Raw genomic sequence first — 25155 nt, forward strand, 5'->3', positions numbered from 1 at the left:
TGTTCCCGCATGGCCTGCTCCGCGGCCTCTGGTGCAGAGGTATTTCATGGCCCCCTGGCGATGCCCAACGCAACGGAAAACTGACTCATGTTCACGAAGGTACTGATCGCCAACCGCGGCGAGATCGCCGTGCGACTCGTGCGCGCGTTGCAGGACCTGGGCATCGCCAGCGTCGCGGTCCACGCGAAGGACGATGCGCAGGCACTGCACGTGCAGTTGGCCGACACCGCCGTCGCGCTGCAGGGCACCGGCCCCTCGGCGTATCTCGACATCCCCGCGCTGCTGGCGGTGGCGAAGGCGCAGGGCTGCGACGCGGTGCACCCGGGCTACGGCTTCCTCAGCGAACGCGCCGACTTCGCGCAGGCCTGTGCCGATGCGGGCCTGGTCTTCATCGGTCCCACGCCGGAGCAGCTCGCGCTCTTCGGCGACAAGGCCCGCGCCCGCGAACTGGCGCAGCAATGCGACGTGCCGGTGATGCCCGGCAGCGCCGGCGCCGTGACGCTTGCGGAGGCGCAGGCCTTCTTTGCCGAGCAGGCGAAGGACGGCGCCGGCGTGATGATCAAGGCCATCGGCGGCGGCGGCGGGCGCGGCATGCGCTCGGTGCTGTGCGCCGAGGACCTGCCCGAGGCGCACGCGCGCTGCATGTCGGAGGCGAAGGCCGCTTTCGGTGTCGAGGGCGTGTACGTGGAGCGGCTGATGAAGCAGGCGCGCCACATCGAGATCCAGGTCCTCGGCGACGGCCGCGCCGTCGCCAGCCTGGGCGAGCGCGAATGCACCCTGCAGCGGCGCTTCCAGAAGCTGGTGGAGATCGCGCCCAGCCCTTCGCTGCCCGAGGCGCTGCGCGCGCGCATCACGCAGGCCGCGCTGCGCATGGCGCAGCAGGTCGGCTACCGCGGGCTGGGCACCTTCGAGTTCCTGGTGGACGAGCATGCCGTCGAGCCGCCGCCGGGCCGCCCCAAGGCGGCGAGCGCCCCCTCGGGGGGCAGCGAACCACGCGCAGCGGGGAGCGTGGGGGCCACATCCCTGCCCTTCGTCTTCATCGAGGCCAACCCGCGCCTGCAGGTGGAACACACCGTCACCGAAGCCGTGACCGGACTGGACCTGGTGCAACTGCAGATCGGCGTGGCGGCCGGGCAGACGCTGGCCGCGCTGGGCGTGCAGGCTGATGCCACCGCGCCGCAGAAGGGCTTCGCGATCCAGTGGCGCATCAATGCCGAGACGCTGGACACGCAGGGCCAGGCGCGCCCCAGCGGCGGGCGGCTGGCGCGTTTCGACCTGCCCACCGGGCCCGGCGTGCGCGTGGACACGCAGGGCTACGCGGGCCTGGCGCCCTCGCCGCACTACGACACGCTGCTGGCCAAGCTGATCGTCAGCAGCGCTTCGCCCCACTTCGCCGACGCGCAGCGCCGCTCGCTGCGCGCACTGGCCGAATGCCGCATCGAGGGCGTGGCCACCAACCTGGCGCTGCTGCGCGCCATCGGCGAGCGGCCCGAGTTCACGGCACAGGCGGTGCATACGCGCTTCGTGGAGGAGTATCTGGGCGACCTGCTCGCAGCGGCCGACGCGATCGCGAAGACCGGCAGGACACTCGCCACGGCCGTACCGGACGCCGCCGAGCCGTCGGCCGCCGAAGAGACCGATGCCGAAGGCATCCACACCGTGCGCGCGCCGATGCCGGCCAGGCTGGTGCAGTTCGAGGTCGAGGTGGACGACATCCTGCCCGCCGGCGCGCAGCTCGGCGTGCTGGAGGCGATGAAGATGGAGCACCTGCTGCACGCGCCGCAGGCCGGCCGCGTGGTCGCGCTGCTCGCGCAGCCCGGCGACTACCTCACCGAAGGCCAGCCGCTGGTGCGGCTGGAGGCCGTCGACGCCGGCGCCGTGCAGGTGCAGCAGGGCGCCGAACTCGACCTCGACGCGATCCGCCCCGACCTGCAGAAGGTGATCGACCGCCACGCGCCCACGCTCGACGTGAACCGCGGGAAGGCCGTCGCCAAGCGCCATGCGCAGGGCGGGCGCACCGCGCGCGAGAACGTCGCCGACCTGTGCGAACTGGCCGACGACCCCGGCAACTTCATCGAGTACGGCCAGCTCGCCATCGCCGCGCAGACGCGCCGCCGCAGCCTGGAGGACCTGGTCGCCAACACGCCGGCCGACGGCATCGTCACCGGCATCGGCAGCGTCAACGCGAAGCACTTCGGCCCCGAGCGCTCGCGCGCCGTCGTGATGGCCTACGACTACACCGTGCTGGCCGGCACGCAGGGCATGCGCAACCACCACAAGCAGGACCGCATGCTCGCCGTCGCGCACCAGCTGAAGCTGCCGATGGTGCTGTTCGCCGAGGGCGGCGGCGGCCGGCCGGGCGACACCGACATGCCGATCGTCGCGGGGCTGAACAACCACACCTTCAGCCAGTTCGCGGCGCTGTCGGGCAAGGTGCCGGTGGTGGGCGTGGTGCACGGGCGCTGCTTCGCCGGCAACGCGGCGCTGCTGGGCTGCTGCGACGTGATCATCGCCACGCGTGCCAGCAACATCGGCATGAGCGGGCCGGCCATGATCGAGGGCGGCGGCCTGGGCACCTTCACGCCCGAGCAGATCGGGCCCAGCCGCGTGCAGTCGGCCAACGGCGTGATCGACGTGCTGGTGGAGGACGAGGCCGAGGCAGTGGCCGTAGCCAAGCAGTACCTGGGCTACTTCCAGGGCCCGCTGGCCGAATGGCAGTGCGCCGACCAGCGCCTGCTGCGCCACGCCGTGCCCGAGAACCGCCTGCGCGTGTACGACGTGCGCGCCGTGATGCGCGGCCTGTTCGACGCCGGCTCGCTGCTGGAGCTGCGCGCCGGCTTCGGCGCCGGCATGGTGACGGCGCTGGCGCGCATCGAGGGGCGCCCGGTCGCGGTGCTCGCCAACAACCCGCATCACCTGGGCGGTGCGATCGATGTCGATGCCGCCGACAAGGCCGCCCGCTTCATGCAACTGGCCAACGCGCACGGCCTGCCCATCGTCTCGCTGGTCGACACCCCCGGCTTCATGGTCGGCCCCGACGTCGAGGCGCAGGCGCAGGTGCGCCACGTCTGCCGCATGTTCATGATCGCCTCGCACCTGACGGTGCCCTTCTTCGCAGTGGTGCTGCGCAAGGGCTACGGGCTGGGTGCGCAGGCGATGACGGCGGGCGGCTTCGACGCGCCGGTGTTCAACATCTCGTGGCCCAGCGGCGAGTTCGGCGCGATGGGGCTGGAGGGCGCGGTGCGGCTGGGCTTCCGCAAGGAGCTGGAGGCCGCGCCGGAAGGCCCCGAGCGCGAGGCGCTGTTCAGGAAGCTGGTGGCGCAGCAGTACGCCGACGGCGAGGCGATCAACATGGCGCAGACCCTGGAGATCGACGCCGTGATCGACCCCGCCGACACGCGTGCCTGGCTGCTGCGCGGGCTGGCCTCGGCGCATCGGCCGCCGGACGCGCCCACCGCCTACGTGGACACCTGGTAGGCGCCGGCAACGGCCGGGCGCGGCATCCCTACACTGCGGGGTCTTGCCTTTCGCGCCCGCTTCCCCCGCCTCGCTCCTCACCCGCCGCCGCTGCCTCGGGCTGCTCGCCTGCGCCTGTCTGCCTTGGCGGCCTATGGCGGCGCGCGCCGAGCCGGCGGAGGACGAAGAATGGGTGGCGGGCTGGATCGCCGCCGCGCACGACCATCGCGCCCTGCTGCTGCCGCTGGGCATGCCGCCGGTGGTGCTGCAGGACCAGACCGTGCGCCAGCACATGCTCGTGGCCGCCGGCGGCCATGCACTGCGCGTGCGCCTGTCCAACCGCTTCGGCGACCAGCCCCTGGTCGTCGGCGCGGCCGGGGTCGGCCTGTGCACCGGGCCGGACGCGCTCTCGCCCGGCACCCTGCGGCCGCTGCGCTTCGACGGCCGGCCGGGCACCACGCTCGCGCCCCACACCGAGCGCTGGAGCGACCCGGTGGCGCTGGAGGTGACGGCCGACCAGCGCCTGGCCGTCAGCCTGCACCTGCCGCAGGCCACGGTGATCGGCACCGGCCACGCGACCAGCCCCGCGAGCAGCCAGGCCGCCGCGGGCGACCAGGTGATGCACTCGCGCCTGGCCGCGCCGGTCGACCTGCCGTGGAACCCCATCGTCACCGCCATCGACGTGCGCATCGCGCAGCAGCCGGCCAAGGTGGTGGTGGCCTTCGGCGACTCGATCACGCAGGGCGCGAGCGCCGCGGACAGCACCGCCGCCAGCTACCCGGCCCGGCTGGCCGCCCGCCTGCGCGGCGCGCGCGAGGCGCCGCCGGTGGTGGTGCTCAACGCCGGCCTGTCGGGCAACCGCCTGCTGCGCGACGGCACCGGGCCGCGCGGCCTGGCCCGCTTCGCGCACGATGCGCTGCAGGTGAGCGGCGTGACCCACGTGATCGTGCTCATCGGCATCAACGACATCGGCTGGGGCACCGCCGGCGGCGAGCGGCCGGTCTGGCTGGTGCCGCCGTGGGACGTGGCCACGCCCGATGCCATCACGGCCGGGCTGCAGCGGCTGGTGGGCGAAGCGCGCGCGCAGGGCGTGAAGGTGCTGCTGGGCACGCTGCCGCCCTTCAAGGGCTCGCCCTACTGGAGCGAAGACAACGAGCGCACGCGCCAGGCCGTCAACCGCTGGATCCGCGGCCGCCAGGACGTGGACGCGGTGATCGACTTCGACGCCGCGCTGCGCGCGAAGGAGGATGCGCTGATGCTGCATCCCGCCTTCGACAGCGGCGACCACCTGCACCCCAGCGAAGCCGGCTTCGCCGCGATGGCCGCCGCGGCAGACGTGCCCGAACTGCGAGAGTGAGCGCTGACCTGTGCATCACACGCACGCGATACAGCCTTACACAAAGCTTCGCTCGGGGTTGACGGCGCCTTCACAACGGGCCGGCACGATGAAGGCTCGTTCATCCCTCCCGAGGTATCACACCATGAAGAAGGCACTCTCGAAGATCACCCTCGCGGCCGGCGCTGCCGCGCTGCTGTCGATCGGCGGCTTCGCGCTGCCGACCGCCGCGCAGGCCCAGCCCGTCATCAACGTGCAGATCGGCCCGCCTCCGCCGCCGCGCTTCGAGCGCGTGCCGCCGCCGCGCCGCGGCTACGTGTGGGCGCCGGGCCACTGGGAGGCGCGCGGCCACCGCCACGTGTGGGTGCGCGGCACCTGGATCAAGGCCCGCCCCGGCTACGCCTACCGCGCGCCCGAATGGCGCGAGCGCAACGGCCGCTGGGAATACCGCTCCGGCCGCTGGGACCGCGACCGCGACGGCGTGCCGAACCGCTACGACCGCCGGCCCGACAACCCGTACCGCAACTGACGCGGGCTGAACGGCCCTAAGAAAAAAGCGCCTGCCGTCCTGGGCAGGCGCTTTTTTTTCGTGTGCGGCGGTGGTCAGAACTTCGCCCGCACCGTCAGCATGACGTTGCGCGGGTCGCCGTAGTTGGCGTAGTCCAGGTTGGCCCAGTACTTCTTGTTGGTGACGTTGTTGAGCGCCAGCGTGGCGCTCAGGCGGTCGTTGAAGCGCCAGGTCGCGCGCAGGTTCAGCAGCGCGTAGGGCGGGTCGGTCACCGTCACCGTGCCGAGCAGCGGATGCGGGATGTTGAAGCCCTCGATCTTGGTCTGCCACTGCAGGCTGCCGCCCAGCGACAGCGGCGCCAGCGCGCCGCTGAACTGGTAGTCGGTGGACAGCTGCATCAGGTACTCGGGAAAGTTGGCGTAGATCAGGTCGCTGGCGTTGCGCTCGACCTTGGTGCGCGTCAGCCCCGCGCCGATGCGCCAGCGCGGCGTGATGTAGCCCGACAGCTCGGCCTCGAAGCCGTAGGAGCGCGTGCCGCTCACCGCGCGGTAGGCGGAACCGCCGTCGGGCAGGGTGCCCGGCGGCACGCTGCTGTCGCGCACGCCGAAGTTGTCCTGCTTGGTCTCGTACAGCGCGAAGCTGCCGTTCAGCCGGCCGTCGAGGAACTGGCCCTTCAGCCCCAGCTCCGCGTTGCTGCCCTGCACCGGCGGCAGCGGCTGGTTGTTCACGTCCTTGTAGTTCTGCGGGTTGAAGATGCGGCCGTAGCTGGCATAGGCGCTCAGCTCGGGCGTGATGTCGTAGACCAGCCCGACGAAGGGCGTGGCCTTGCGGTGCACGCGCTGCACGCCGGTGGTGCCGGTGTACAGGCCGGCGGTGTTGAAGGCGTCGGTCTGGCGGCTCCAGTTGGTCAGGCGCACGCCGGTCAGCAGCGACAGCGCGTCCGTCAGGCGCCAGCGGGCCGAGGCGTACAGGCCGATCTGCCGGGTGGTCTGCATGGTCCACGCGCCGGTCTTGGCGTACATCGGCGGCGGCGCGTAGCCGTCCCAGGTGTAGATGTTGGGGATGACGTAGTTCCAGCGCGCCACCGAGGTGTAGCCGTCGGTGCGGCCCTCGGTGCGCGAGGTGCTCACGCCCAGCACCAGGTCGTGCTTGCGGCCGAACAGCGGCAGCTTGCCCGAGACGTAGGTGTCCAGCGCGGTCTGCGTCTCGCTGCCGCCGCCCAGGCCGGCGTAGATCGTGGCGCCGGCGCCGGTGTAGCGGTTGATGAAGAGGGGCGTGGCGGTGGTGCGCCCGTAGCCGTAGGTGCGCAGGCTGAAGGTCTCGCCCTCGGTGCGCGCGAGGCTGGCCTTGAGGCTCCAGTCCTCGTTGAACTGGTGCTCCAGCGTGGCGTAGAGCGTCTCGGACTCGCGCTTCCATCGCGTCCACGAGGGCGAGAAGCTGGTCGAGGTGGGCAGGTCGATCGTGCCGCCGTCGCTGGCAAAGCGCGGGATGGTGCCCCAGATGGGCGCCTTGGGGTCGTTGCGCTGGCGCTGGAAGCCCAGCGAGACGATGGTGTGCGCGCCGAGGTCGGCCTCCACCGCGGCCAGCAGGGCCAGCTTGTCCTCCGAATAGCGGTCGCGGAAGCTGTCCTTCTTCTGCGGCGCGATGACGAAGCGGCTGCGCACGCTGCCGTCGGCGTTGAGCGGCACGTTCAGGTCGGCCTCGGCGCGGAAGAAGTCCCACGAGCCGGCCGTCAGCGCCACCGAGCCGCCGAAGGTGCGCTGCGGCCGCTTGCGGATCAGGTTGACGGTGGCCGAGGGCGTGCCCACGCCGGTCAGGATGCCGTTGGCGCCGCGCACGATGTCGATGCGCTCGTACAGCGCGGTGTCGAACTCCTGGTTGGTGTTGGCGCTGTAGCTGGGCAGCCCGTCGATCTGGAAGTCGGTGATCTGGAAGCCGCGCGCGTAGTACAGCGGGCGCTGCGTGTCGTAGAAGCTCACCGCCACGCCGGTCACGTTGCGCATCACCGAGTCGATGCTGGTCAGCGTCTGGCGCTCGATCTGCTCGCGGTCGACGGTGCTGACGGACTGCGGCGTCTCCTTGGCGGTGAGCGGCAGCCGGGTGGAGGCGCTTTCGCGCGCGCCCTCGACGGTGACGGCATCGAGGTCCTTGGTGGAGGCGCCGGAAGCGGCGTCCTGCGCGCGGGCGCTGCCGTACAGAAGGACGAGGACGGCGGCGGCCAGCGCCAGGGGGGTCGGCGACGCGCCGGCCCACCGCCTTGGAGATGAAGGCATGGGGTGCTCCTGCGAGGAAGAAGGGGACAGGGCTGGCTGGCAGCGCTGTCCCCGCAGGACGCACGGCTTGCTGAACGAAAAAGCGCGCCGATTGTAGGAGCGCCGCCGCGGCGCGGCCGCTCAGAGCAGCCGGAACACCAGGGGCATCAGCAGCGCCGCCAGCACCACCTGCAGCCCCAGCGCCAGCCCGGCGTAGGCGCCCGCGTCGGCGTTGACCTGCAGCGCCCGCGCCGCGCCGATGCCGTGCGAGGCGGTGCCCAGCGCGAAGCCGCGCGCCGTCCAGCCCTCGCCGGCGGCCGGCACGCGCAGCAGGTCGAACAGGTACTTGCCGGTCAGCGCGCCCACCATGCCGGTGATGACCGCGAACACCGCCGACAGCGCCGGCACGCCGCCGATCTTCTCGGCGATGCCCATGGCCACCGGCGCGGTGACGGACTTGGGCGCCATCGACAGCACCACCTCGGGCGGCAGGCCGAAGGCCCAGGCCAGGCCCACGGCCGACGCGGCCGCCGCGCCGCCGCCGAGCAGCGCCGCCAGCATCACCCGCATGCCGCGCGCCCGCAGTTCGGCGCGGCGCAGCCACAGCGGCCAGGCCAGCGCCACCACCGCCGGCCCGAGCAGGAAGTGGATGAACTGCGCGCCGGCGAAGTAGCTCGGGTAGTCCACCCCGGTGGCGGTGAGCAGGCAGGCCAGGGCCACCACCGACCACATGACCGGGTTGGCCCAGGGCGGGCTGCCCAGCCGCGCATACGCGGCCTGCGCCAGCAGGTAGACCACCAGCGTGGCCGTCAGACCGAACAGCGGCGTGGCCGAGAGGTAGACCCACAGCTCGACGAAGCGCGGCATCAGCGGGCCTCCCCGCGGCGCGGCCAGCCGTACAGCACCAGCGCCGTGACCGCCAGGCCGATCCAGGTCGACAGGGCGATGACGACCAGGATGCGCAGCCCGTACTGCGTGAGCAGTGCCAGGTGCGTCATCACGCCCACGCCCACCGGCACGAACAGCAGCGACAGGTGCGTGAGCAGGAAATGCGCGCATTCGCTCACCGGCTCGCGCACCACCGGCCAGCGCAGGGCGACGAGCACGAACACCAGCCCCAGCACCGGCCCGGGCAGCGGCAGCGCGAGCGCCCGCGAGATCAGCTCGCCGGCCGACTGGAAGACCAGCAGCCAGGCCAGGCCGCGCAGGCCATTCATGGACTCATCGCCTCGCAGGAAGGCGCGCCCTGCGCACACGAAACGCCGCCGCACCGAAGGCCGCGGAGCAGGCCATGCGGGAACATCCGCGGAACCGGCTTTGCCGGGCCGCAGGATGTGCCCCCTTGAGGGGGTTGGCGGAGCGGAACGAAGTCCGCGGAGACTGGGGGTGGGAACATTTCAGCGGAAGACGACGGTACGGTGGCCGTTGAGCAGCACGCGGTGCTCGCTGTGCCACTTGACGGCGCGCGCGAGCACCAGGCTCTCGGTGTCGCGCCCACGCGCCGTGAGATCCTCCACCGTGTCGGTGTGGTCGGCGCGGGCCACGTCCTGCTCGATGATGGGGCCCTCGTCGAGGTCGGCCGTCACGTAGTGGGCAGTGGCGCCGATCAGCTTCACGCCGCGGTCGTGCGCCTGGTAGTAGGGCTTGGCGCCCTTGAAGCTGGGCAGGAAGGAGTGGTGGATGTTGATGGCGCGGCCCTGCAGTTGGCCGCACAGCTCGTTCGACAGGATCTGCATGTAGCGCGCCAGCACCACGAGCTGCGCGCCCTCGGCCTCGATCACCTCGAGCTGCCGCGCCTCGGCCTGGGCCTTGGTGGCGGCCGTCACCGGGATGTGGTGGAAGGGCACGTTGTAGCTGGCGGCGAGCTGGTAGAAGTCGCGGTGGTTGCTGATGATGGCGGCGATGTGGACCGGCAGCAGACCGCTCTTCCAGCGGAACAGCAGGTCGTTCAGGCAGTGGCCCTCCCTGCTGACGAGGATGACGGTCTTCATCGGCTGCTCGGCGGCGTGCAGCTTCCACGCCATGCCGAAGCCTTCGGCCAGGCCGCCGAGGTCGGTGCGCAGTTGCGCCTCGGGCACACGCTCGCAGGCGAAGCGCACGCGCATGAAGAACAGGCCCGTGCCGTGGTCGTTGTACTGGGCGGCCTCTTCGATGTTGCCGCCGCGCTCGAGCAGGAAGCCCGAGACGGCATGCACGATGCCCACGCGGTCCGGGCAGGAGAGGGTGAGGATGTAAACGCTCATGAGGGGCGGGATTATCGGTGCCGCCCCATCCGCACGCGGCCGCTCAGCCTTTGGGCCGGACGCCGGCGCAATAGTCCCTGGCCGGCAGCGCGGGCGTGGGCCATGTGGCGTCGAAGCCCGGGGCATCGCCACCGCCGGCGGCCAGGCGCACGGTGCGCACCACCAGGTCGGTGGGCAGGTGCTGCGGCACACCCAGGGCACGCTCGGCGTGGCCGGCGCCGGTGACGAGCAGCACGGTGCGGCCCGGCGCGCGCGGCTCCAGCGCCTTGATCAGCGTCTGCGCCATGGCGCGGTCGCGGGCGATCTGGATGCGCGTCATGGGCTCGATCTGCGCTGCGGGCAGCAGCCCGCAGTGGCCGTCGCGCACGGCGGCGCGCTGGGCGGCCAGGGCCTCGGGGCTCAGCTGTGCGTCGAGCGAGACGTCGGCCATCGCGGCCTTCATGCGCTCGCGCGGCAGGTTGGCGCCGAGCACCGGCACGCCGGCGCGCACGGCTGCCATGACGACGGGGCCGTAGTCGTCCCAGGGCCAGGCCTTCGCGTCCCAGCCGAGCGCGGCGCGCGCCTGCGCCTCGGTGGCGGCGGCCGGCAGCCGGGCGGTGCTGCGGCCCGACTCGGCCATCTCCAGCGCCAGCGCGGCGAGCCGGCCGCGCGCGGCCAGCGCCTCGACCGCCTCGCGCTCCAGGGCATGGTGCTCGGGCGCATCGTGCTGCTCGCCGAGCACCAGCACGTCGGCCGGCAGCAGGGCCTCGATGCGCTCGGGCACGGGGGCGTCGGGGTCGGAGGCCCGCTGGCCGGCCGCGCAGCCGGCCAGCAGCAGGGCGATCGCCGCCAGCATCGCGCCGGCGGGCCGGCGCGATGCGCGCAGGGACAGGGTCAGTGCAGCCATCGCGCCATACTATGCCGGCCACGCTGCCGCACGGCTGCCGTCCGCCGCCTCTTCTCGTTGTCGTTGTTCTTCTTCTCCCCGCGCTACCTGCTTCGCACCGCCGCCACCCTGGCGCTGGCCCTGGCCGCCGCCGGGCTGTGCCTGGTGCTGCACGCGCCGCTGCCCTGGATGATCGGGCCGCTGCTGGCGGTGTCGCTGGCGTCCATCGCGGGGCTGCCGACGGCCAGCGCCGTGCCGCTGCGCAACGCGGGGCAGTGGGTGATCGGCGCGGCGCTCGGCCTGTACTTCACGCCGCAGGTAGGCGCGCTGGTGGCGGGGCTGTGGTGGGCCATCGCGCTGGCCATCGCCTGGGCGCTGGCGCTGGGCTGGGGCTTCGGCCTGGCGCTGCAGCGGCTGCACGCGCACCGGATGCCGCACGTGCCCGCGCCGGCGATGCGCGCCACCAGCTACTTCGCCGGTGCCATCGGCGGCGCCTCGGAGATGACGCTGATGGCCGAGCGCGCCGGCGCCCGCACCGACTTGGTCGCCGCCGCCCACAGCGTGCGGCTGGTGGTGGTGACGGTGGGCATCCCCTTCGCCATGCAGTGGAGCGGCCTGCACGGGCTGGACAACCTGCCGCCCGCCTCGCGCGAGGTGCACTGGGGCGGCCTGGCGGTGCTGGCCGCCTGCACGGCCGCCGGGGCGCTGGCGATGCAGGCGCTGCGGCGCACCAATCCCTGGTTCATCGGGCCGCTGCTGGTGGCGATGGGCTTCACGCTCGGCGGGCACACGCTGTCGGCGGTGCCCCTGTGGTTGTCGAACGCGGCACAGCTCGTCATCGCGGTGAGCCTGGGCGTGCGCTTCTCGCGCGAGTTCCTGCACACGGCGCCGCGCTGGCTGGCCGCAACGGCCGGGGGCACGGTGGTCATGGTCGTGCTGTGCGGCGGCTTCGCGGTGCTGCTGGCGCGCGCCACCGGGCTGCACTGGGCGACGATGGTGCTGGGCACCTCGCCGGGCGGCATCGCGGAGATGTCGATCACGGCCAAGGTGCTGCAGCTCGGCGTGCCGGTGGTCACTGCCTTCCAGGTGTGCCGGCTGGTGGCGGTGCTGGTGCTGACGGGGCCGCTGTACGGGTGGCTGTACGGCCACACGGATTCATTCTGAAAGTAAGCAAATACTTTCATTCGTCGCGCGCCCAACAAAAAGCCCCGCGCAGGGCGGGGCTCGTCGAACCGGGAGGCGGGCCGCTCAGTGCATCACCACCGGGGTCTGGGCCAGCTCGGCATAGCCTTCCAGCGTGTCCTCCACCTCTTCCTGCGTCGGGGTGTTGAGCTGCCAGGCGGCGATCTGCTGCTGGAACAGCTCGGCCCAGGAGCCGTCGAGGTACACCTCCTTGCCGGAGCGCTTGTCGACGATCTCGAACCCGTCGCGCGCCAGGGCCGGCACGTGCGGCGCCACGGGGGCGTCGTCCGCGTTGGGCTGCACGTGGACGACGGCAAAGGCCTCGGAGTCGTAGAGCATGCGCATGGCGGGGTGCTTCAGGGTGTCGATGAGGGACATGTTCGGCATTTAGCAATCAACGCGCCAGTTTCAAGAGGCGCCGACGTGTTGTAGGCGCAACGGCCGCGCCGCGTACGACCGTGGCGTGACGGTGTTCCCGCGGCGGCCTGCCGGATGTCATTCAGCGGGCCGCGGCGCGCCCACGCCGCGCAGTTGCATGTCAGCGGAATCGCCGTTGGGCTGCGTCTGCCGGATGCGCACGGGCAACCATCCGATCTCGGGCGCGAGCCAGAGTTCGATCTTCTGGTCCATCTCCTTGCGCGGCAGGCGGGTGAGCTTGCGCGTCTGGTAGTGGCCGGCCGGCATGTCCAGGGCCTCGTCGCCGTCGACGGTGAAGGTCCAGGTCTCCGCATCGCGCGGGCCGGCCGTCTGCATGGCGATGCGGCTGCCCGCCGGGTAGGCGGCCGGATCGCCGGCCAGCAGGGCGACGATCTGCATCACGACCGAGAGGCGGTCCTGCGCGCCGGGTGCCAGGGGCACGCGCTGGTTGCTGCTGCTGAAGACGATCTCGCCGGCGCCCGGCCCCTCGCGCACGAAGTGCGTCGCCACCTCGCTCTTGCGCCGGTCGGAGAAGCGCAGGGGCTCGATGCCGTCCGGCCCGACGCGGCCCACGCTGGTTTGTGCGCGCAGGGTGCGGAACAGCATCTTCAGCGACAGGCGGGCGTTGTACTGGCCGCCGTCCTGCAGCCACACCAGCTCGCCGAACACGCCCGACAGGGGCTGCGGGCCCTGCTGGCCGGTGACGGCGAAGTCCAGGGTGACGGAGCCCGGCACCTGGAGCGCCCGGGTGGCGCCGGGGGTGCCGCCGGCGGCCCCCGCGCCGGACGCCTCGCCCTGGCCCGGCGCCGCGGCCGGGGCGTCACTGCCTTCGCCCTGCCCGGCCTCGGCGGGCGCCGGTTCTGCTGGAGAGGGTGCGGTTTCGGCCGGCGGCGGCGCGGTCGCCTCGGTGTCCGTGTCTCCAGCCAATACGGGTGGCGGCTCGGGCGCCGGCGCGGCTTCGGGCGGCGGACGGGGCCGTGGCGCCTTGCGCAACTGGGCGGAGGGCCGCTTCGGGGCCGCCGCTGCCGGTGCCGCCTGCGCGGGCGGCGCGGCGGCGGGCGCAGGGGCCGGCGCCGGCGGCGCGATCACGATCGTGCGGGTGCTGAAATGCTGCGTCAGCGGCAGCGCCTCGGGCTCGTTGCCCAGCGGCGCCAGGCCGAGCACGCCGACGTGCACCAGCGCCACGGTCAGCGTCAACAACGCGAGCGCCCGCCAGGGCCGGCGCGGCGCCGCGTGAAAGGGGGGAAAGGTGGCATCCATGGCGCTCGCTACACTGCCGGCCGCCCAACCAGTTTAGTCATGGCGCCGTCGCGGGCGCCCGGCCCTCCCATGAAACTCGCCACCCTCAAGGACGGCTCGCGCGACGGCCAGCTGGTCGTCGTCTCGCGCGATCTCTCGCACGCCCACTACGCCACCGGCATCGCCCACCGGCTGCAGCAGGTGCTGGACGACTGGGGCTTTCTGGCTCCACAACTGGAGGACCTGTCCACGCAGCTCAACCACGGCCGCGCGCGCCACGCCTTCCCCTTCGACCCGGCGCAGTGCATGGCGCCGCTGCCGCGCGCCTACCAGTGGGCCGACGGCTCGGCCTACCTGAACCACGTGGAGCTGGTGCGCAAGGCGCGCGGCGCCGAGGTGCCCGCCTCCTTCTACACCGACCCGCTGATGTACCAGGGCGGCAGCGACGACTTCCTCGGCCCCTGCGACGACATCGTGGTGCCGAGCGAGGCGATGGGCATCGACTTCGAGGCCGAGATCGCCGTCGTCACCGGCGACGTGAAGATGGGCACCGGCCCCGACGAGGCGCTGGACGCCGTCCGGCTGGTGATGCTGGCCAACGACGTGAGCCTGCGCCACCTGATCCCGGCCGAGCTGGCGAAGGGCTTCGGCTTCTTCCAGAGCAAGCCCGCCACCGCCTTCAGCCCGGTGGCCGTGACGCTGGACGAGCTGGGCCCGGCGTGGGAGCAGGGCCGGGTGCACCTGGCGCTGCAGAGCACCTGGAACGGCCGCAAGGTCGGCCTCACCGACGCCGGCCCCGACATGAGCTTCCACTTCGGCCAGCTCATCGCCCACATCGCGAAGACGCGCAACGTGCGCGCCGGCAGCATCGTCGGCAGCGGCACGGTGAGCAACCCCGGCGTGGAGAAGAACGGCCGCATGGAATGGCCCAAGGGCTACGCGTGCATCGCCGAGAAGCGCAGCATGGAAACCATCCTCGACGGCGAGCCGAAGACCGAGTTCATGAAGTTCGGCGACACCATCCGCATCGAGATGAAGGGGCTGGACGGCCGGTCGCTGTTCGGGGCGATCGAGCAGGAGGTGGTGCCGCCGGGCGGGCGCCGCCAGGCGGCGGAGCACGCGACGCCGAACGGGCGTGCCGACGATGAGGCGCTCGAAGACTGAGCAGATTTCATCGGACTTCTTTGGGTGTAGATATTTGCTCTCTCAGGAACAAATATCCGACTACGCTTGCCGCTTCGATAGATATTGCTCTCTTAAGGACAAAATTTTCAACTGACAATGCGCAGCCGAAAATTTGCTCCCAAGAGAACGTTTTCAGTCGACTTTGCGTCCTTGCTCATTGAAAATGTTCCGCTCAGGACATTTTCATGAACATCGCATCCGAGACGCTGCCCGCACTGGCCAGGCGGCTTCAGGCCGAACGCAAACACCAGAGACTGTCGCGCGAACAGGCCGCGGCCGTATGCAACGTAAGCACGTCCTTCATCCGCGATGCCGAAAGCGACCCGGCACGCTGCTCCCTCGGCAAGCTGCTGCTGCTGATGCGCGGGCTGGGCCTGAGCCTGGAGACGCATGGCTGGTCGGACGAAACGCCGACGCTGCCAACAGCGTCCGAGCGTGAAGGACCGGGGCCCGCATGACCCGCCTGCGCGTGTGGGCCAATGCGCGGCCGATGGGCTGGTTCGGACACGAGGCCGGCGAGTTCTATTTCGAGTACGACGGCCAATGGCTCCAGCAGCCAGGGGGCTACGTGCTGGCGCCGCAGTTCGCCCTGGGGCCGCAGCGCTTCAGGGGCGCTCCGGTGCGCAACTTCTTCGAGAACCTGCTGCCCGAGGGCCAGGCGCTGGAAGACGTGCTGGCCGCCGTCCACCTGCGCAATCCCTCGCCATTCGAGGTGCTGGGCGTGCTGGGCAAGGAATTGCCCGGCGTGCTGAGCCTGCTGCCCGAGGACGAGGTGCGCACGCAGCAGCAGGCCTACGCGCCCCTGCCGCACGACACGCTGAGCCAGCGCATCGGCGCCCGCGAGCAGGTGCCGCTGCTGGTGGCCAACACGCACACCACGATGTCGCTGGCCGGCGCACAGGACAAGATCGGCCTGCGCTTCGACGCGAAGACGAACCGGTTGTGGGACAGCCTGGGGCCGTCGCCCACCACGCACATCCTCAAGCCCGACATCCGCCAGGCACGCTACGCGCCCAGCGTCATCAACGAATACGCCTGCATGAAGCTGGCGCGTTCGCTCAAGCTGCCCGTGCCCAGGGTGTGGCTGCTGCGCGTGCCGGAGGCGGCCTATGTGGTCGAGCGCTACGACCGCGAGGTTCCCGCCCATGGCGACATCGTGAGCCTGCACCAGATCGACGGCTGCCAGCTCCTGGGCCACGGTCCGCACTGGAAATACGAGCGCAGCGGGGGGCTGGTGAGCCTGCCGAAGCTCGTGCAGGCCCTGCGCGCGCTGGGCGTGCGAGGAAAGGACATGCTCGCCTTTCAGCGCTGGGTGATGTTCAACTACCTGATCGGCAATGCAGACGCGCACGCGAAGAACCTGTCGGTGCTGATCGACGGCGGCCGGCCGGGATTCAGGCTCGCGCCCTTCTACGATCTGGTCTGTGTACGCGCCTATGGCGACACGGGACTGGCCCTGTTCATCGGCGACGAGGACAGCTTCGACGCGGTGGGCATGCACTCCTGGGAGGGCTTTTGCCAGGATTGCGGCTTTGCGGCGAAAGAAACGCTGAAGGAGTTGCAGGCGCTGGCGCTGGCCTTGCTCCCCGCGTGGGACAAGGTGCGCACGCAGATCGATGCACACGATGCACCCACGGACGCCGAACGCACGGTGCTGGACAAGATGACGCAAGTGTTCGAGCTGCACCAGCGCCACGTGACGTCGATGCTCGGCTTGACGCAGCGGTCCGCCCAGTGTGCTGTCCCGTAAATAGCTGCACAAAATGAAATCGATGGATTCGTGTGCAGGGCAAGGCACAAACCGCAGCGATAGCCGAAGCTATCGCGAGGATTTGCAACGCCGCCCTGGACGCGAAGACGCGACTTCATGTGCAGGTATTTGCGGGACAGCACACTAGGCTACGGCACCCCGCAGCAGTTCCTTCACCGTCCGGATCCCCAGCCGCCGGAACGCCCGGTACTGATGGGTGCGCACGGTGCTCAGTTCCAGCCCCAGCGCGCGGGCGGCCTCCTTGGCGGTGCGGCCCTCGCGCAGGTGGGCGATGACCTCGCGCTCGCGCAGGCTCAGGGCCAGCAGGCGCGCGGCGAAGCCGGGCTCCACGGTGGCGCCGGTGGCCAGGGCGATGCGGCCGTGCGCGGCGGTGGCGTCGGCCAGCAGGCCGGCATGCGCCTCCAGCAGCGCGAAGTCGCCGGCATCGAACTCGGGCTGCGCCAGACTGCGGTAGAAGCTCACGGCCGCGCGCTGGCCGGTGGGCAGCAGCATCAGCACCGAGGCGCGCTCGCGGATGCCCACGTCGCCATAACAGGCGGCGCGGTAGTCGGCGTCGGCCAGTTCGTCGCCGCGGTGGTGGCCCAGCCAGAGCTGCATGCGCGCCGGGCGCTGGCGCGTGGCCAGCCAGGCCATGTGCGGATCGAGCCGGTCGAAGCGGCGGGCCACGTAGCGCTCTGCAGTGCGCTCGGCCGTCTGGCCGTAGGTGCTGGCGGCGGAGACGGTCTCCAGCCGGCCGTGCGCGCCGACGGCGAACACGGTACAGAAGGTGACGGGCAACTGCTGCTGCATCGCCGCCAGGTAGCGCGCCGCCAACTCGGGCGTGCCGACGCCCGCCAGCACGCCGCTGACCAGGCGCGGCGCCAGCGGCTGGGCGGAGGGACGGATGCGCCAGCGCCTCATGCGGGCATCCGGGGTTGGATCAGGGTCAACACTTCATAAGAAGTTACGACACCCTGGCTCGCGGCGCATCAGGACAATTCCCCGCATCCGCTCTTGAAGGAGACAGACGATGACGAGCGCAGCCACCCCGGCCGCGGTCCCCGGCGCCCGCGGCGCCGATGCCACCGGCGGCCCGGTCCCTCCCGCCGCCACGGACGCCTTGCCGCCGCCGGTGGGCCCCTTCCACTACACGCGCTTCGCGCCACGCCTGCCCGCGCTGCAGGACGGCACGGAGACGCAGCGCCACGCAGTGGCGATCGCCGGCGGCGGCCCGGTAGGCATGGCGCTGGCGCTGGGCCTGGCCAACCACGGCGTGCCCAGCGTGGTCCTGGAGGCGGACGACACGGTGTGCGTGGGCAGCCGCGCGATCTGCATCTCGCGCCGCAGCCTGGAGATCGTGGAGCGCCTGGGTGCGCTGCATGCCTTCATGGCCAAAGGCCTGCCCTGGACTTCCGGCACCAGCTTCTACAAGACCACCGAGGTGTTCCGCTTCGAGATGCCCACGCACCCGGGCGAGAAGCTGCCGCCGATGATCAACCTGGAGCAGTACTACATCGAGCAGTACCTGCTGGACGAGATCGAAAGGCGCAACACCGCGCAGCCGGGCCTGATCGACATCCGCTGGGGCACCGAGCTGAGCGGCTTCTCGCAGGACGAAGGCGGCGTGACCCTGCAGGCGCGCAACGCGCTGGGCACCTACACCCTGCACGCCGGCTGGCTGGCCGCCTGCGACGGCGGCCAGAGCTTCGTGCGCAGGTCGCTCGGCCTGGCCCTGGAGGGCGCGGCCTACGAGGGCCGCTACGTGATCATCGACATCGAGCTGCCCAGCCGCCACCGCACCGAGCGCCGCGCCTGGTTCGACCCGCCCTGGAACCCCGGCTCCACCGTGCTGATGCACCCCCAGCCGGACGACATCTGGCGCATCGACTACCAGCTTCGCCCCGGCCAGAGCACCGAGCAGGCGCTCACCCCCGAGGCGGTGCGCGAATTCGTGCAGCGCCACCTGGACGCCATCGGCGAGGGCCACCTGCCCTGGAAGCCGGTGTGGACCTCGGTGTACCGCGCCGGCGCGATGACCCTGGCCGACTACCGGCACGGGCGCATCCTGTTCGCCGGCAACGCGGCGCACGCCATGCCGATCTTCGGCGTGCGCGGGCTGAACTCCGGCTTCGACGACGCGGACAACCTGGCCTGGAAGCTGGCGGCCGTGGCCAAGGGCGAGTCCGATGCCGCGCTGCTGGACAGCTACTCGGCCGAGCGCATCGCCGCCTTCCACGTCAACGCCGAGAACGCGATGCGCAGCACGGAGTTCATGTCGCCGCCCTCGCGCGGCTTCGACCTGCTGCGCGAGGCGGCGCTGTCGCTGGCCGAGAAGCACCGCGGCATCGCGCAGTTGGTCAATCCGCGGCAGACGCAGGCGGTGTGCTACGCCGACTCGCCCCTGTCCAGCCCCGGCGACGATCTGCCGGCTGGCCCGGTGCCCGGCGAGGTGATGGCCGACCAGCCGCTGCGCCGGGGTCACCTGACGGACTGGATCGGGCCGTGCTTCACGCTGCTGGTGCTGGGCGAGGCACGCCTGCCCGGAGCGGGCCTGCCGCCGGTGCTGCGGGTGGTGCGCATCGGCGGCGATGAAGGCGCGGACGCGCAGGCCGATGCCGAGGTGCTGCGCGCCCTGGGCGCCGAGCCGGGCGGCGCGGTCTACCTGCTGCGCCCGGATGGCCATGTGGCCGCGCGCTGGCGCGCCCCTTCGGCGGCGCAGATCGCCGCCGCGCTGCAGCGCGCCTCGGTGCACACCGTCAAAGTCAAGGAGACCGCATGACCGCCACCCTCGCCCCCGAGGCACGCGACCGCCTGTACGCCGAGTGCGCCCGCGCCGTCAGCGAGGCCGGCGCCGAGCGCGAGTCGCTCTTGCTGGCCCGCCTGGCGCTGCTGCTGTTCGAGCAGCTCGGCGACGAGGCACGATGCCGCCAGGCACTGGCCGACGCCCTCCACGCACTGCCCGTACCGTCCCTGTCCGCTGCCGGCGACGCCGGCCACTGAATGCCGGACCCGCGCCGGCCGCGTTCGGCCCGGCCGCTACCAGCCCAGCGCGAGGTGCAGCGGCAGGTACACCGCCATGCCGGCGAGCATGGTGCCCAGCACGCCGCCGCGCCAGAAGTACCAGGCGACGCCGACAGCCGCGGCGTACAGCCGCGCGTCGCGCCAGGTATCGATGAAGTGGCCGCCCGTCATCAGGATCTCGGGCGCGATCACCGCCGCCAGCGCGGCTCCGGGCGCATAGTGCAGCGCCCGGTGGGCCCAGTCCGGCAGCGTCCAGGGCCGGTCGAGGATGAAGAAGAAGCAGCGCGTGAGCACCGTCACGCCGGCCAGGCCGACGATGACCAGGAGCGTCCAGGCGTCGGTCTGCTCCGCCGTCATACCTCGTCCTCCTGCGCCGGATCCAGCCCGAGCCGCTTCTCCAGCCAGAAGCACAGCAGCACCGCCGCGCCGATCGCCACCACGATGTTGAGCTTCAGCGGCAGCGCGTAGGCGGCCACCGCGGTGGCCGCGGCCACCAGCACAGCCAGGATGCGCAGCCGCGTGGTGGCCATCGAGCAGACGATCGCCACCAGGCTGAGCACGCCGGCGAAGCCCAGCCCCCAGTGGGTGGGAATGAAGTTCGCCAGTGCGATGCCGGTGAGGCTGAGCAGCATCCAGGCGAGCCAGGTGACGGCGTAGCCGCCGGTGAGGTAGGCCTCCTGCGCGTCGAGCCCGGCGGGCGTATCGGCGGGCCGCGGAAAGCGCCGGGTGAACATCACGTAGCTCAGGTCGGCCGTCAGGTAGCCGTGCAGCAGGCGCCGCCAGCGCGGCATGTGCAGCAGGTAGGGCCGCAGGTGCAGGCTGAACACGACGAAGCGCAGGTTGACGCAGAAGCCGGTGGCCAGGATGACCCAGGCCGGCGCGCCGGCGACCAGCAGCGGCAGCGCGGCAAGCTGCGAACTGCCCGCGTACACCAGCAGCGTCATCGCGACGGACTCGAAGACGCTCAGGCCCGACTTGAGCATCGCCACGCCGGTCATCAGCCCCCAGGCGCCGATGCCCAGGGCCACCGGCGCCATGGTGCGCCAGCCCTCGCGGAAGGCCGGCCGCCGGCGGATGGCGGAGGAAAGGAACATCAGCCGAACACCTGGCCCGGCTTGACGTCGAAGCCTCGCAGGAAGTCCGCCGCGCCCAGGCGCCGGCCGCCGGCGCGCTGCAGTTCGGTGAGGGTGACCACGCCGCCGCCGGCCGCCACCTCGATGCCGGCCGGCCCGGCGGCCAGCACGGTGCCGGGGCGCTCCTCCACCGCGGCGGCGCGCGCGCTGGCGGCCCAGAGCTTGAGCACCTCGCCGTCCAGTTCGGTGCTGGCGCCGGGGAAGGGGTCGAAAGCGCGGATGCGGCGCACGATGGCGCCGCCGTCCTGCGCCCAGTCGATGCGCGCCTCGGCCTTCTCGACCTTGGCGGCGTAGGTCACGCCTTCGGCAGGCTGGGGCACGGGCCGCAGGCGCCCGGCTTCGGCGTCGCGCAGGGCCTGGACGACGAGCCGGCCGCCCAGCGCGGCCAGCCGGTCGTGCAGGCGGGCGGTGCTGTCGTCGCCGATGTCCAGCGCCTCGGCCAGCAGCATGCCGCCGGTGTCCAGGCCGGCGTCCATCTGCATGATGGTCACGCCCGTGGTCGCATCGCCGGCCTCGATGGCACGGTGGATGGGTGCCGCGCCGCGCCAGCGGGGCAGCAGGCTGGCGTGGATATTGAGGCACCCGAGCCGTGGCAGGTCCAGCACCCACTGCGGCAGGATCAGGCCGTAGGCAGCGACCACCATGGCGTCGGCGCCGGCGGCCTCCAGGGCGGCGCGGGCGGCGGCGGCGTCATCGGGGTACTTGCCGTCCAGACGCAGGCTGCGCGGCTGCGCGACGGGCCAGCCGCGTTCCAGCGCCAGTGCCTTGACCGGCGAGGGCTGCAGCTTCATGCCTCGGCCGGCGGGCCGGTCGGGCTGGGTGAGCACCAGGGCGATGTCGAAGCCGGCGGCGTCCAGCGTCGCCAGGGCGACGCGCGCGAACTCGGGCGTGCCCGCGAAGACGATCCTCACGGGGCCTTTCAGTTGCGGCCGGGCGACGGCGGCACGAAGCGCAGGTCGTCCCCCGTGTGGTAGCGGCGCACCACGCCCTGCGGGTCGATGTAGATGAAGAGCAGGCGCGGCGAATTGAGCTGCAGGTAGCGCCACTGCCAGACGTCGCCCTGGAAGGAGAAGACGCGGGTGACCTGCTCGGGCGGCCCAAAGGTGCGCAGCACGTCGGGCACGCGCCATGCGTCCACGCGGATCTCGCGGTCGAACCAGGCATCGCTCATGACCGACGAGACAGCCACGACCCTGCCCGTGGCATCGAGGTCGACGTTGTTCACGTCGAAGCCGGCCGGCTGGCGCGAGTACTGCAGGCGCTCGCCGCCGCCTGCCAGGGGGTAAGTGGCAGTGGGCGCACCCAGGCGCTGCAGGGCCTCGGCGCGGCTCACGCCCAGGGGCAGGCGGGTGGGCTCGCTGGCGCAGCCGGCCAGCAGGCCCGCCGCCAGCGCCGCGGTGGCCAGGAAGAGGCCCCTCATGCGCGCCGCCTTTCGCCGGGCTCGGCGCGCTGGTCCTCGCGCTGCTGCTTGAGCAGCTTGGTCTTGATGCGGTTGCGCTTGAGCGGCGACAGGTACTCGACGAAGACCTTGCCGCGCAGGTGGTCCAGCTCGTGCTGGATGCACACGGCCAGCAGGCCCTCGGCCTCGATCTCGCGCTCGGCGCCGTGCTCGTCCAGGGCGCGTACCCGGACGGCGGTGGCGCGCTCCACCCCGTCGTAGATGCCGGGCACCGACAGGCAGCCCTCCTCGTTGACCACGGTCTCGTCGCTGGCCCAGGTGATCTCGGCGTTGATCAGCACCAGGGGCTCGTTGCGCTCCTCGGAGACGTCGATCACCACCACCCGCTCGTGCACGTCGACCTGCGTGGCCGCCAGGCCGATGCCGTTGGCGTGGTACATGGTCTCGATCATGTCCGCCACCAGGGTGCGGACGCGCTCATCCACCGCCGCCACGGGCCTGGCGACCGTGTGAAGGCGGGGGTCGGGGTAGCTCAGAATGGTTCGCAGGGCCATGAATCGGGCAAAAGTTGTCGCTATTTTCGTCATTTCCGCAACCCGGCGCCCCGAAGTGACGCGATTGCCGTTGCCGTGCGGTGGGCTTGGGCGCAAAATTCGTTGCAAATTGTGAGTATTTGTTCACCTCCCAAGGCGCATGGCGCTGCGAAGGTGGGCAACCATTCGTCCATGAAGAACACCCGCCTCAGCCCTCGCCCGCATCCCAACGCCCTCGCGCTGGCCGCCGCGCTCCTCGCCGCGGCCGCAGCGGGCCCGGCCGGCGCGCAGAACTACCCCATCACGCCGCAGCAGCGGGCCATCGCCCAGCAGACAGCGCAGCAGGGCGTGCCGCTGTCGGAGCTGGCGCCCAATGCGCCGGACGAGTACACGGTGCGGCGCGGCGACACGCTGTGGGCGATCTCGCGCATGTACCTGCGGAGCCCCTGGCGCTGGCCGGAGTTGTGGGGCATGAACCTCTCGGACATCGCCAACCCGCACCGCATCTACCCGGGGCAGGTGCTGTACCTCGACAAGACCGGCGGCCGCGCCCGCCTGTCGACGCGCCGGGGCGGCAGCGGCGGCACGGTCAAGCTCTCGCCGCGCACGCGCTACGAGTCCGCCTCCGACCTGTCGCTGCCGACGCTGAACCCCTCGCTGATCGAGCCCTTCCTCACCGAACCGGAGGTGGTGGACGACGAGAGCGTGTTCTCGCGCGCGCCGCGCATCGTGGCCGGCAACGAGGACCGCGTGCTGCTCTCGCGCGGCGACCGCGCCTACGCCCGCGGCGAGCCGGACGCGCCGCTGGCGATGCCGCCCGGCCCCAGCCAGCAGCTGCGCGTGTTCCGCAACGCCACGCCGCTGAAGGACCCGGGCACGGGCGAAATCCTCGGCTACGAGGGCCAGTACCTGGGCAAGGTCCGGCTGGAGCGCGGCGAGTCCACCGAGACGCAGATGAAGGACGGCAAGGAGCTCACGGCCGTCGTGCCGGCCACGGTGGACGTGGTGTCGGCGCGCGAGGAGATCCGCGCCGGCGACCGCCTGCTGCCCGAGCCGCCGCGCCAACTGGTCAGCTACGTGCCCCGCGCGCCCGCGCAGGCCATCGAAGGCGGGCGCATCGTGTCCGTCTACGGCAACGCCGTGAGCTACGCCAGCCAGAACCAGGTGGTGGCCATCAACAAGGGCCGCAACGACGGCATGGAAAGCGGCCACGTGCTGGCCATCCTGAAGAACGGCGAGACCATCGTCGACAAGACCAGCGGCACCCGCGAGACGCTCAAGCTGCCCAACGAGCGCATCGGCCTGCTGATGGTGTTCCGCACCTTCTCGCGCGTGTCCTACGCGCTGGTGCTCGAGATCAACGACACGCCACGCGCCGGCGACCTGCTGGCCAATCCCTGAGAAGGTGTAGGCACCGCTACAGTCGCGCGGGATGGAGCGCGATGAACTGGCCGGCTGGCTGCGCCTGACGCTCACGCCCGGCGTGGGCGACGGTCAGGCGCGGCGCCTGCTCGCGGCCTTCGGCCTGCCCGATACCGTCTTCGCCCAGGGCGAGCCGGCCCTGGAACAGTTGTGCGGCGCGGCGCGTGCCCGGGCCCTGCGCGAGCCGCCCGAGGGCTTCGATGCGGCGCTGGACGCCGCATGGCGCTGGCTCGAAGAGACGCCGGAGGACGGCGCCGAGCGCCGCATCCTGACGCTGGCCGACGACGACTATCCCCAGGCCCTGCTGCAGACCGCCGATCCGCCGCCGCTGCTGTACACGCTGGGCGCGCGCGGCGTGCGCTTGCGCGACCTCGGGCCGCAGGCCCTGGCCGTGGTCGGCAGCCGCAACCCGACGCCGCAGGGCGCCATCGACGCACGCCTGTTCGCGCGGGCGCTGGCCGGCGCCGGGCTGTGCGTGGTGTCGGGCCTGGCGCTGGGCATCGACGGCGCCGCGCACGAAGGCGCGCTGGAAGCGGCGGGGGCCGCGCACGAAGGCGCGCTGGAAGCGGCGGGGGCCGCGCACGAAGGCGCGCTGGAAGCGGCGGGGGCCGCGCCGCCCGTCACCGTGGCGGTGGTCGGCACCGGGCTGGACCGCGTCTACCCCGCGCGGCACCGCGACCTGGCGCACCGCATTGCCGGGCGCGGCATCATCCTCAGCGAGTTCCCGCTCGGCACGCCGCCGCTGACGCCCAACTTCCCGCGGCGCAACCGGCTGATCGCCGGGCTGTCGCGCGGCACGTTGGTGGTCGAGGCGGCGCTGGCCTCCGGTTCGCTCATCACCGCGCGCCTGGCGGTGGAACAGGGCCGGGAGGTCTTCGCCATCCCGGGCTCGATCCACTCGCCGCAGTCGCGCGGCTGCCACGCCCTCATCCGGCAGGGCGCCAAGCTGGTGGAGTCGGTGCAGGACATCCTGGAGGAACTGCGGCCCGGCGCCGGCCGCACCCCCGCCGCGGAGGCGCCCGCCGCCCTGCCGCGGGACGGCGACGCCCTGCTGGACGCCCTGGGCCACGACCCGGCGAGCCTGGACGCGCTGGCCGCCCGCACCGGCCTGGATGCGGCCACGCTGCAGGCGCGGCTGCTGGAGCTGGAGCTGGACGGCCATGTCGGCCGCCTGCCCGGCGGCCTGTTCCAGCGGCTCGCCAGCGCCTGACCCG

General features: G+C 72.1%; 24 protein-coding genes. 11 read left to right on the forward strand and 13 right to left on the reverse strand.

The window, feature by feature from the left end; all coding sequences use genetic code 11:
• The first annotated feature begins 87 nt into the window (after positions 1–87).
• The 3 genes from Q392_RS04750 to Q392_RS04760 all read left to right on the forward strand — a co-directional run bounded on the left by Q392_RS04750 (position 88) and on the right by Q392_RS04760 (position 5321).
• Positions 88–3477: a carboxyl transferase domain-containing protein gene (locus Q392_RS04750; protein ID WP_038202155.1), complete on the forward strand. Its 3390-nt coding sequence runs from the start codon at positions 88–90 to the stop codon at positions 3475–3477.
• 133 nt (positions 3478–3610) lie between these two features.
• The gene (locus tag Q392_RS04755) at positions 3611–4813 is read left to right on the forward strand and encodes a GDSL-type esterase/lipase family protein (RefSeq protein WP_051952904.1); all 1203 of its coding nucleotides are present in this window, start codon (positions 3611–3613) and stop codon (positions 4811–4813) included.
• 124 nt (positions 4814–4937) lie between these two features.
• Entirely contained in the window at positions 4938–5321 is a 384-nt protein-coding gene (locus Q392_RS04760; protein ID WP_038202158.1) for a YXWGXW repeat-containing protein, read from the forward strand.
• A gap of 74 nt (positions 5322–5395) precedes the next feature.
• Here the strand turns inward: Q392_RS04760 and Q392_RS04765 are convergent, their stop codons facing one another.
• The 5 genes from Q392_RS04765 to Q392_RS04785 all read right to left on the reverse strand — a co-directional run bounded on the left by Q392_RS04765 (position 5396) and on the right by Q392_RS04785 (position 10681).
• Positions 5396–7573: a TonB-dependent siderophore receptor gene (locus Q392_RS04765; RefSeq protein ID WP_038202161.1), complete on the reverse strand. Its 2178-nt coding sequence runs from the start codon at positions 7571–7573 to the stop codon at positions 5396–5398.
• A gap of 120 nt (positions 7574–7693) precedes the next feature.
• Complete coding sequence (locus tag Q392_RS04770) at positions 7694–8419, reverse strand: LrgB family protein (RefSeq protein ID WP_038202164.1); 726 nt, start codon at positions 8417–8419, stop codon at positions 7694–7696.
• The gene (locus Q392_RS04775) at positions 8419–8769 is read right to left on the reverse strand and encodes a CidA/LrgA family protein (RefSeq protein WP_038202168.1); all 351 of its coding nucleotides are present in this window, start codon (positions 8767–8769) and stop codon (positions 8419–8421) included. Before Q392_RS04775 ends, Q392_RS04770 begins: the two co-directional genes overlap by 1 nt.
• 180 nt (positions 8770–8949) lie before the next feature.
• Entirely contained in the window at positions 8950–9795 is an 846-nt protein-coding gene (gene purU / locus Q392_RS04780) for a formyltetrahydrofolate deformylase (RefSeq protein ID WP_038202171.1), read from the reverse strand.
• 43 nt (positions 9796–9838) lie between these two features.
• On the reverse strand, positions 9839–10681 hold the full coding sequence (locus tag Q392_RS04785) for a ChaN family lipoprotein (RefSeq protein ID WP_245610640.1): 843 nt from the start codon (positions 10679–10681) through the stop codon (positions 9839–9841).
• A 63-nt stretch (positions 10682–10744) separates the two neighbouring features.
• Between Q392_RS04785 and Q392_RS04790 the strand changes: the two genes are divergently transcribed.
• Positions 10745–11824: an AbrB family transcriptional regulator gene (locus Q392_RS04790; RefSeq protein ID WP_038202185.1), complete on the forward strand. Its 1080-nt coding sequence runs from the start codon at positions 10745–10747 to the stop codon at positions 11822–11824.
• Between the two features lie 84 nt (positions 11825–11908).
• Here the strand turns inward: Q392_RS04790 and Q392_RS04795 are convergent, their stop codons facing one another.
• Entirely contained in the window at positions 11909–12187 is a 279-nt protein-coding gene (locus Q392_RS04795; protein ID WP_038202725.1) for a BTH_I0359 family protein, read from the reverse strand.
• A 150-nt stretch (positions 12188–12337) separates the two neighbouring features.
• Positions 12338–13519, reverse strand: coding sequence for a DUF3108 domain-containing protein (locus Q392_RS04800; protein WP_038202188.1), 1182 nt, complete (start codon positions 13517–13519; stop codon positions 12338–12340).
• Between the two features lie 69 nt (positions 13520–13588).
• Here Q392_RS04800 and Q392_RS04805 point away from each other — a divergent pair, with 69 nt between their 5' ends.
• From Q392_RS04805 to Q392_RS04815, 3 genes are all read left to right on the forward strand, one after another.
• Positions 13589–14662: a fumarylacetoacetate hydrolase family protein gene (locus Q392_RS04805; protein ID WP_038202191.1), complete on the forward strand. Its 1074-nt coding sequence runs from the start codon at positions 13589–13591 to the stop codon at positions 14660–14662.
• Positions 14663–14868: 206 nt separating this feature from the next.
• A complete protein-coding gene (locus Q392_RS04810; protein WP_051952906.1) occupies positions 14869–15141 on the forward strand; it encodes a helix-turn-helix domain-containing protein in 273 nt (90 codons plus the stop codon).
• Complete coding sequence (locus Q392_RS04815; RefSeq protein ID WP_051952908.1) at positions 15138–16433, forward strand: HipA domain-containing protein; 1296 nt, start codon at positions 15138–15140, stop codon at positions 16431–16433. Before Q392_RS04810 ends, Q392_RS04815 begins: the two co-directional genes overlap by 4 nt.
• Positions 16434–16577: 144 nt before the next feature.
• Here the strand turns inward: Q392_RS04815 and Q392_RS04820 are convergent, their stop codons facing one another.
• The gene (locus Q392_RS04820) at positions 16578–17354 is read right to left on the reverse strand and encodes a response regulator transcription factor (protein WP_038202194.1); all 777 of its coding nucleotides are present in this window, start codon (positions 17352–17354) and stop codon (positions 16578–16580) included.
• Between the two features lie 109 nt (positions 17355–17463).
• Between Q392_RS04820 and Q392_RS04825 the strand changes: the two genes are divergently transcribed.
• Both Q392_RS04825 and Q392_RS04830 read left to right on the forward strand, forming a co-directional pair.
• On the forward strand, positions 17464–19212 hold the full coding sequence (locus tag Q392_RS04825; protein WP_084216842.1) for an FAD-dependent monooxygenase: 1749 nt from the start codon (positions 17464–17466) through the stop codon (positions 19210–19212).
• The gene (locus Q392_RS04830) at positions 19209–19433 is read left to right on the forward strand and encodes a hypothetical protein (RefSeq protein ID WP_038202198.1); all 225 of its coding nucleotides are present in this window, start codon (positions 19209–19211) and stop codon (positions 19431–19433) included. The genes Q392_RS04825 and Q392_RS04830 overlap by 4 nt, the downstream gene beginning before the upstream one ends.
• A gap of 36 nt (positions 19434–19469) precedes the next feature.
• On the opposite strand, the gene Q392_RS04835 is transcribed toward Q392_RS04830, so the two are convergent.
• Genes Q392_RS04835 through def form a run of 5 tightly spaced genes read right to left on the reverse strand, consistent with a single transcriptional unit; the run spans position 19470 to position 22540 of the window.
• Positions 19470–19811 (reverse strand): AzlD domain-containing protein, encoded by a 342-nt coding sequence (locus tag Q392_RS04835; protein WP_038202201.1) that lies wholly within the window; start codon positions 19809–19811, stop codon positions 19470–19472.
• On the reverse strand, positions 19808–20548 hold the full coding sequence (locus tag Q392_RS04840) for an AzlC family ABC transporter permease (protein ID WP_038202203.1): 741 nt from the start codon (positions 20546–20548) through the stop codon (positions 19808–19810). The genes Q392_RS04835 and Q392_RS04840 overlap by 4 nt, the downstream gene beginning before the upstream one ends.
• Complete coding sequence (gene fmt / locus Q392_RS04845; protein WP_038202206.1) at positions 20548–21498, reverse strand: methionyl-tRNA formyltransferase; 951 nt, start codon at positions 21496–21498, stop codon at positions 20548–20550. Before fmt ends, Q392_RS04840 begins: the two co-directional genes overlap by 1 nt.
• Positions 21499–21506: 8 nt before the next feature.
• Positions 21507–22007 (reverse strand): hypothetical protein, encoded by a 501-nt coding sequence (locus Q392_RS04850; protein WP_038202211.1) that lies wholly within the window; start codon positions 22005–22007, stop codon positions 21507–21509.
• Positions 22004–22540 (reverse strand): peptide deformylase, encoded by a 537-nt coding sequence (gene def / locus Q392_RS04855; protein WP_038202224.1) that lies wholly within the window; start codon positions 22538–22540, stop codon positions 22004–22006. Before def ends, Q392_RS04850 begins: the two co-directional genes overlap by 4 nt.
• A 171-nt stretch (positions 22541–22711) precedes the next feature.
• Here def and Q392_RS04860 point away from each other — a divergent pair, with 171 nt between their 5' ends.
• Positions 22712–23920, forward strand: a complete 1209-nt coding sequence (locus Q392_RS04860; protein WP_038202226.1) for a LysM peptidoglycan-binding domain-containing protein — start codon at positions 22712–22714, stop codon at positions 23918–23920.
• A gap of 31 nt (positions 23921–23951) precedes the next feature.
• Positions 23952–25151, forward strand: a complete 1200-nt coding sequence (locus Q392_RS04865; RefSeq protein ID WP_038202228.1) for a DNA-processing protein DprA — start codon at positions 23952–23954, stop codon at positions 25149–25151.
• Positions 25152–25155 lie beyond the last annotated feature (4 nt).

The organism is Xenophilus azovorans DSM 13620 (genome assembly GCF_000745855.1).
In the GTDB taxonomy this organism is placed as follows: domain Bacteria; phylum Pseudomonadota; class Gammaproteobacteria; order Burkholderiales; family Burkholderiaceae_C; genus Xenophilus; species Xenophilus azovorans.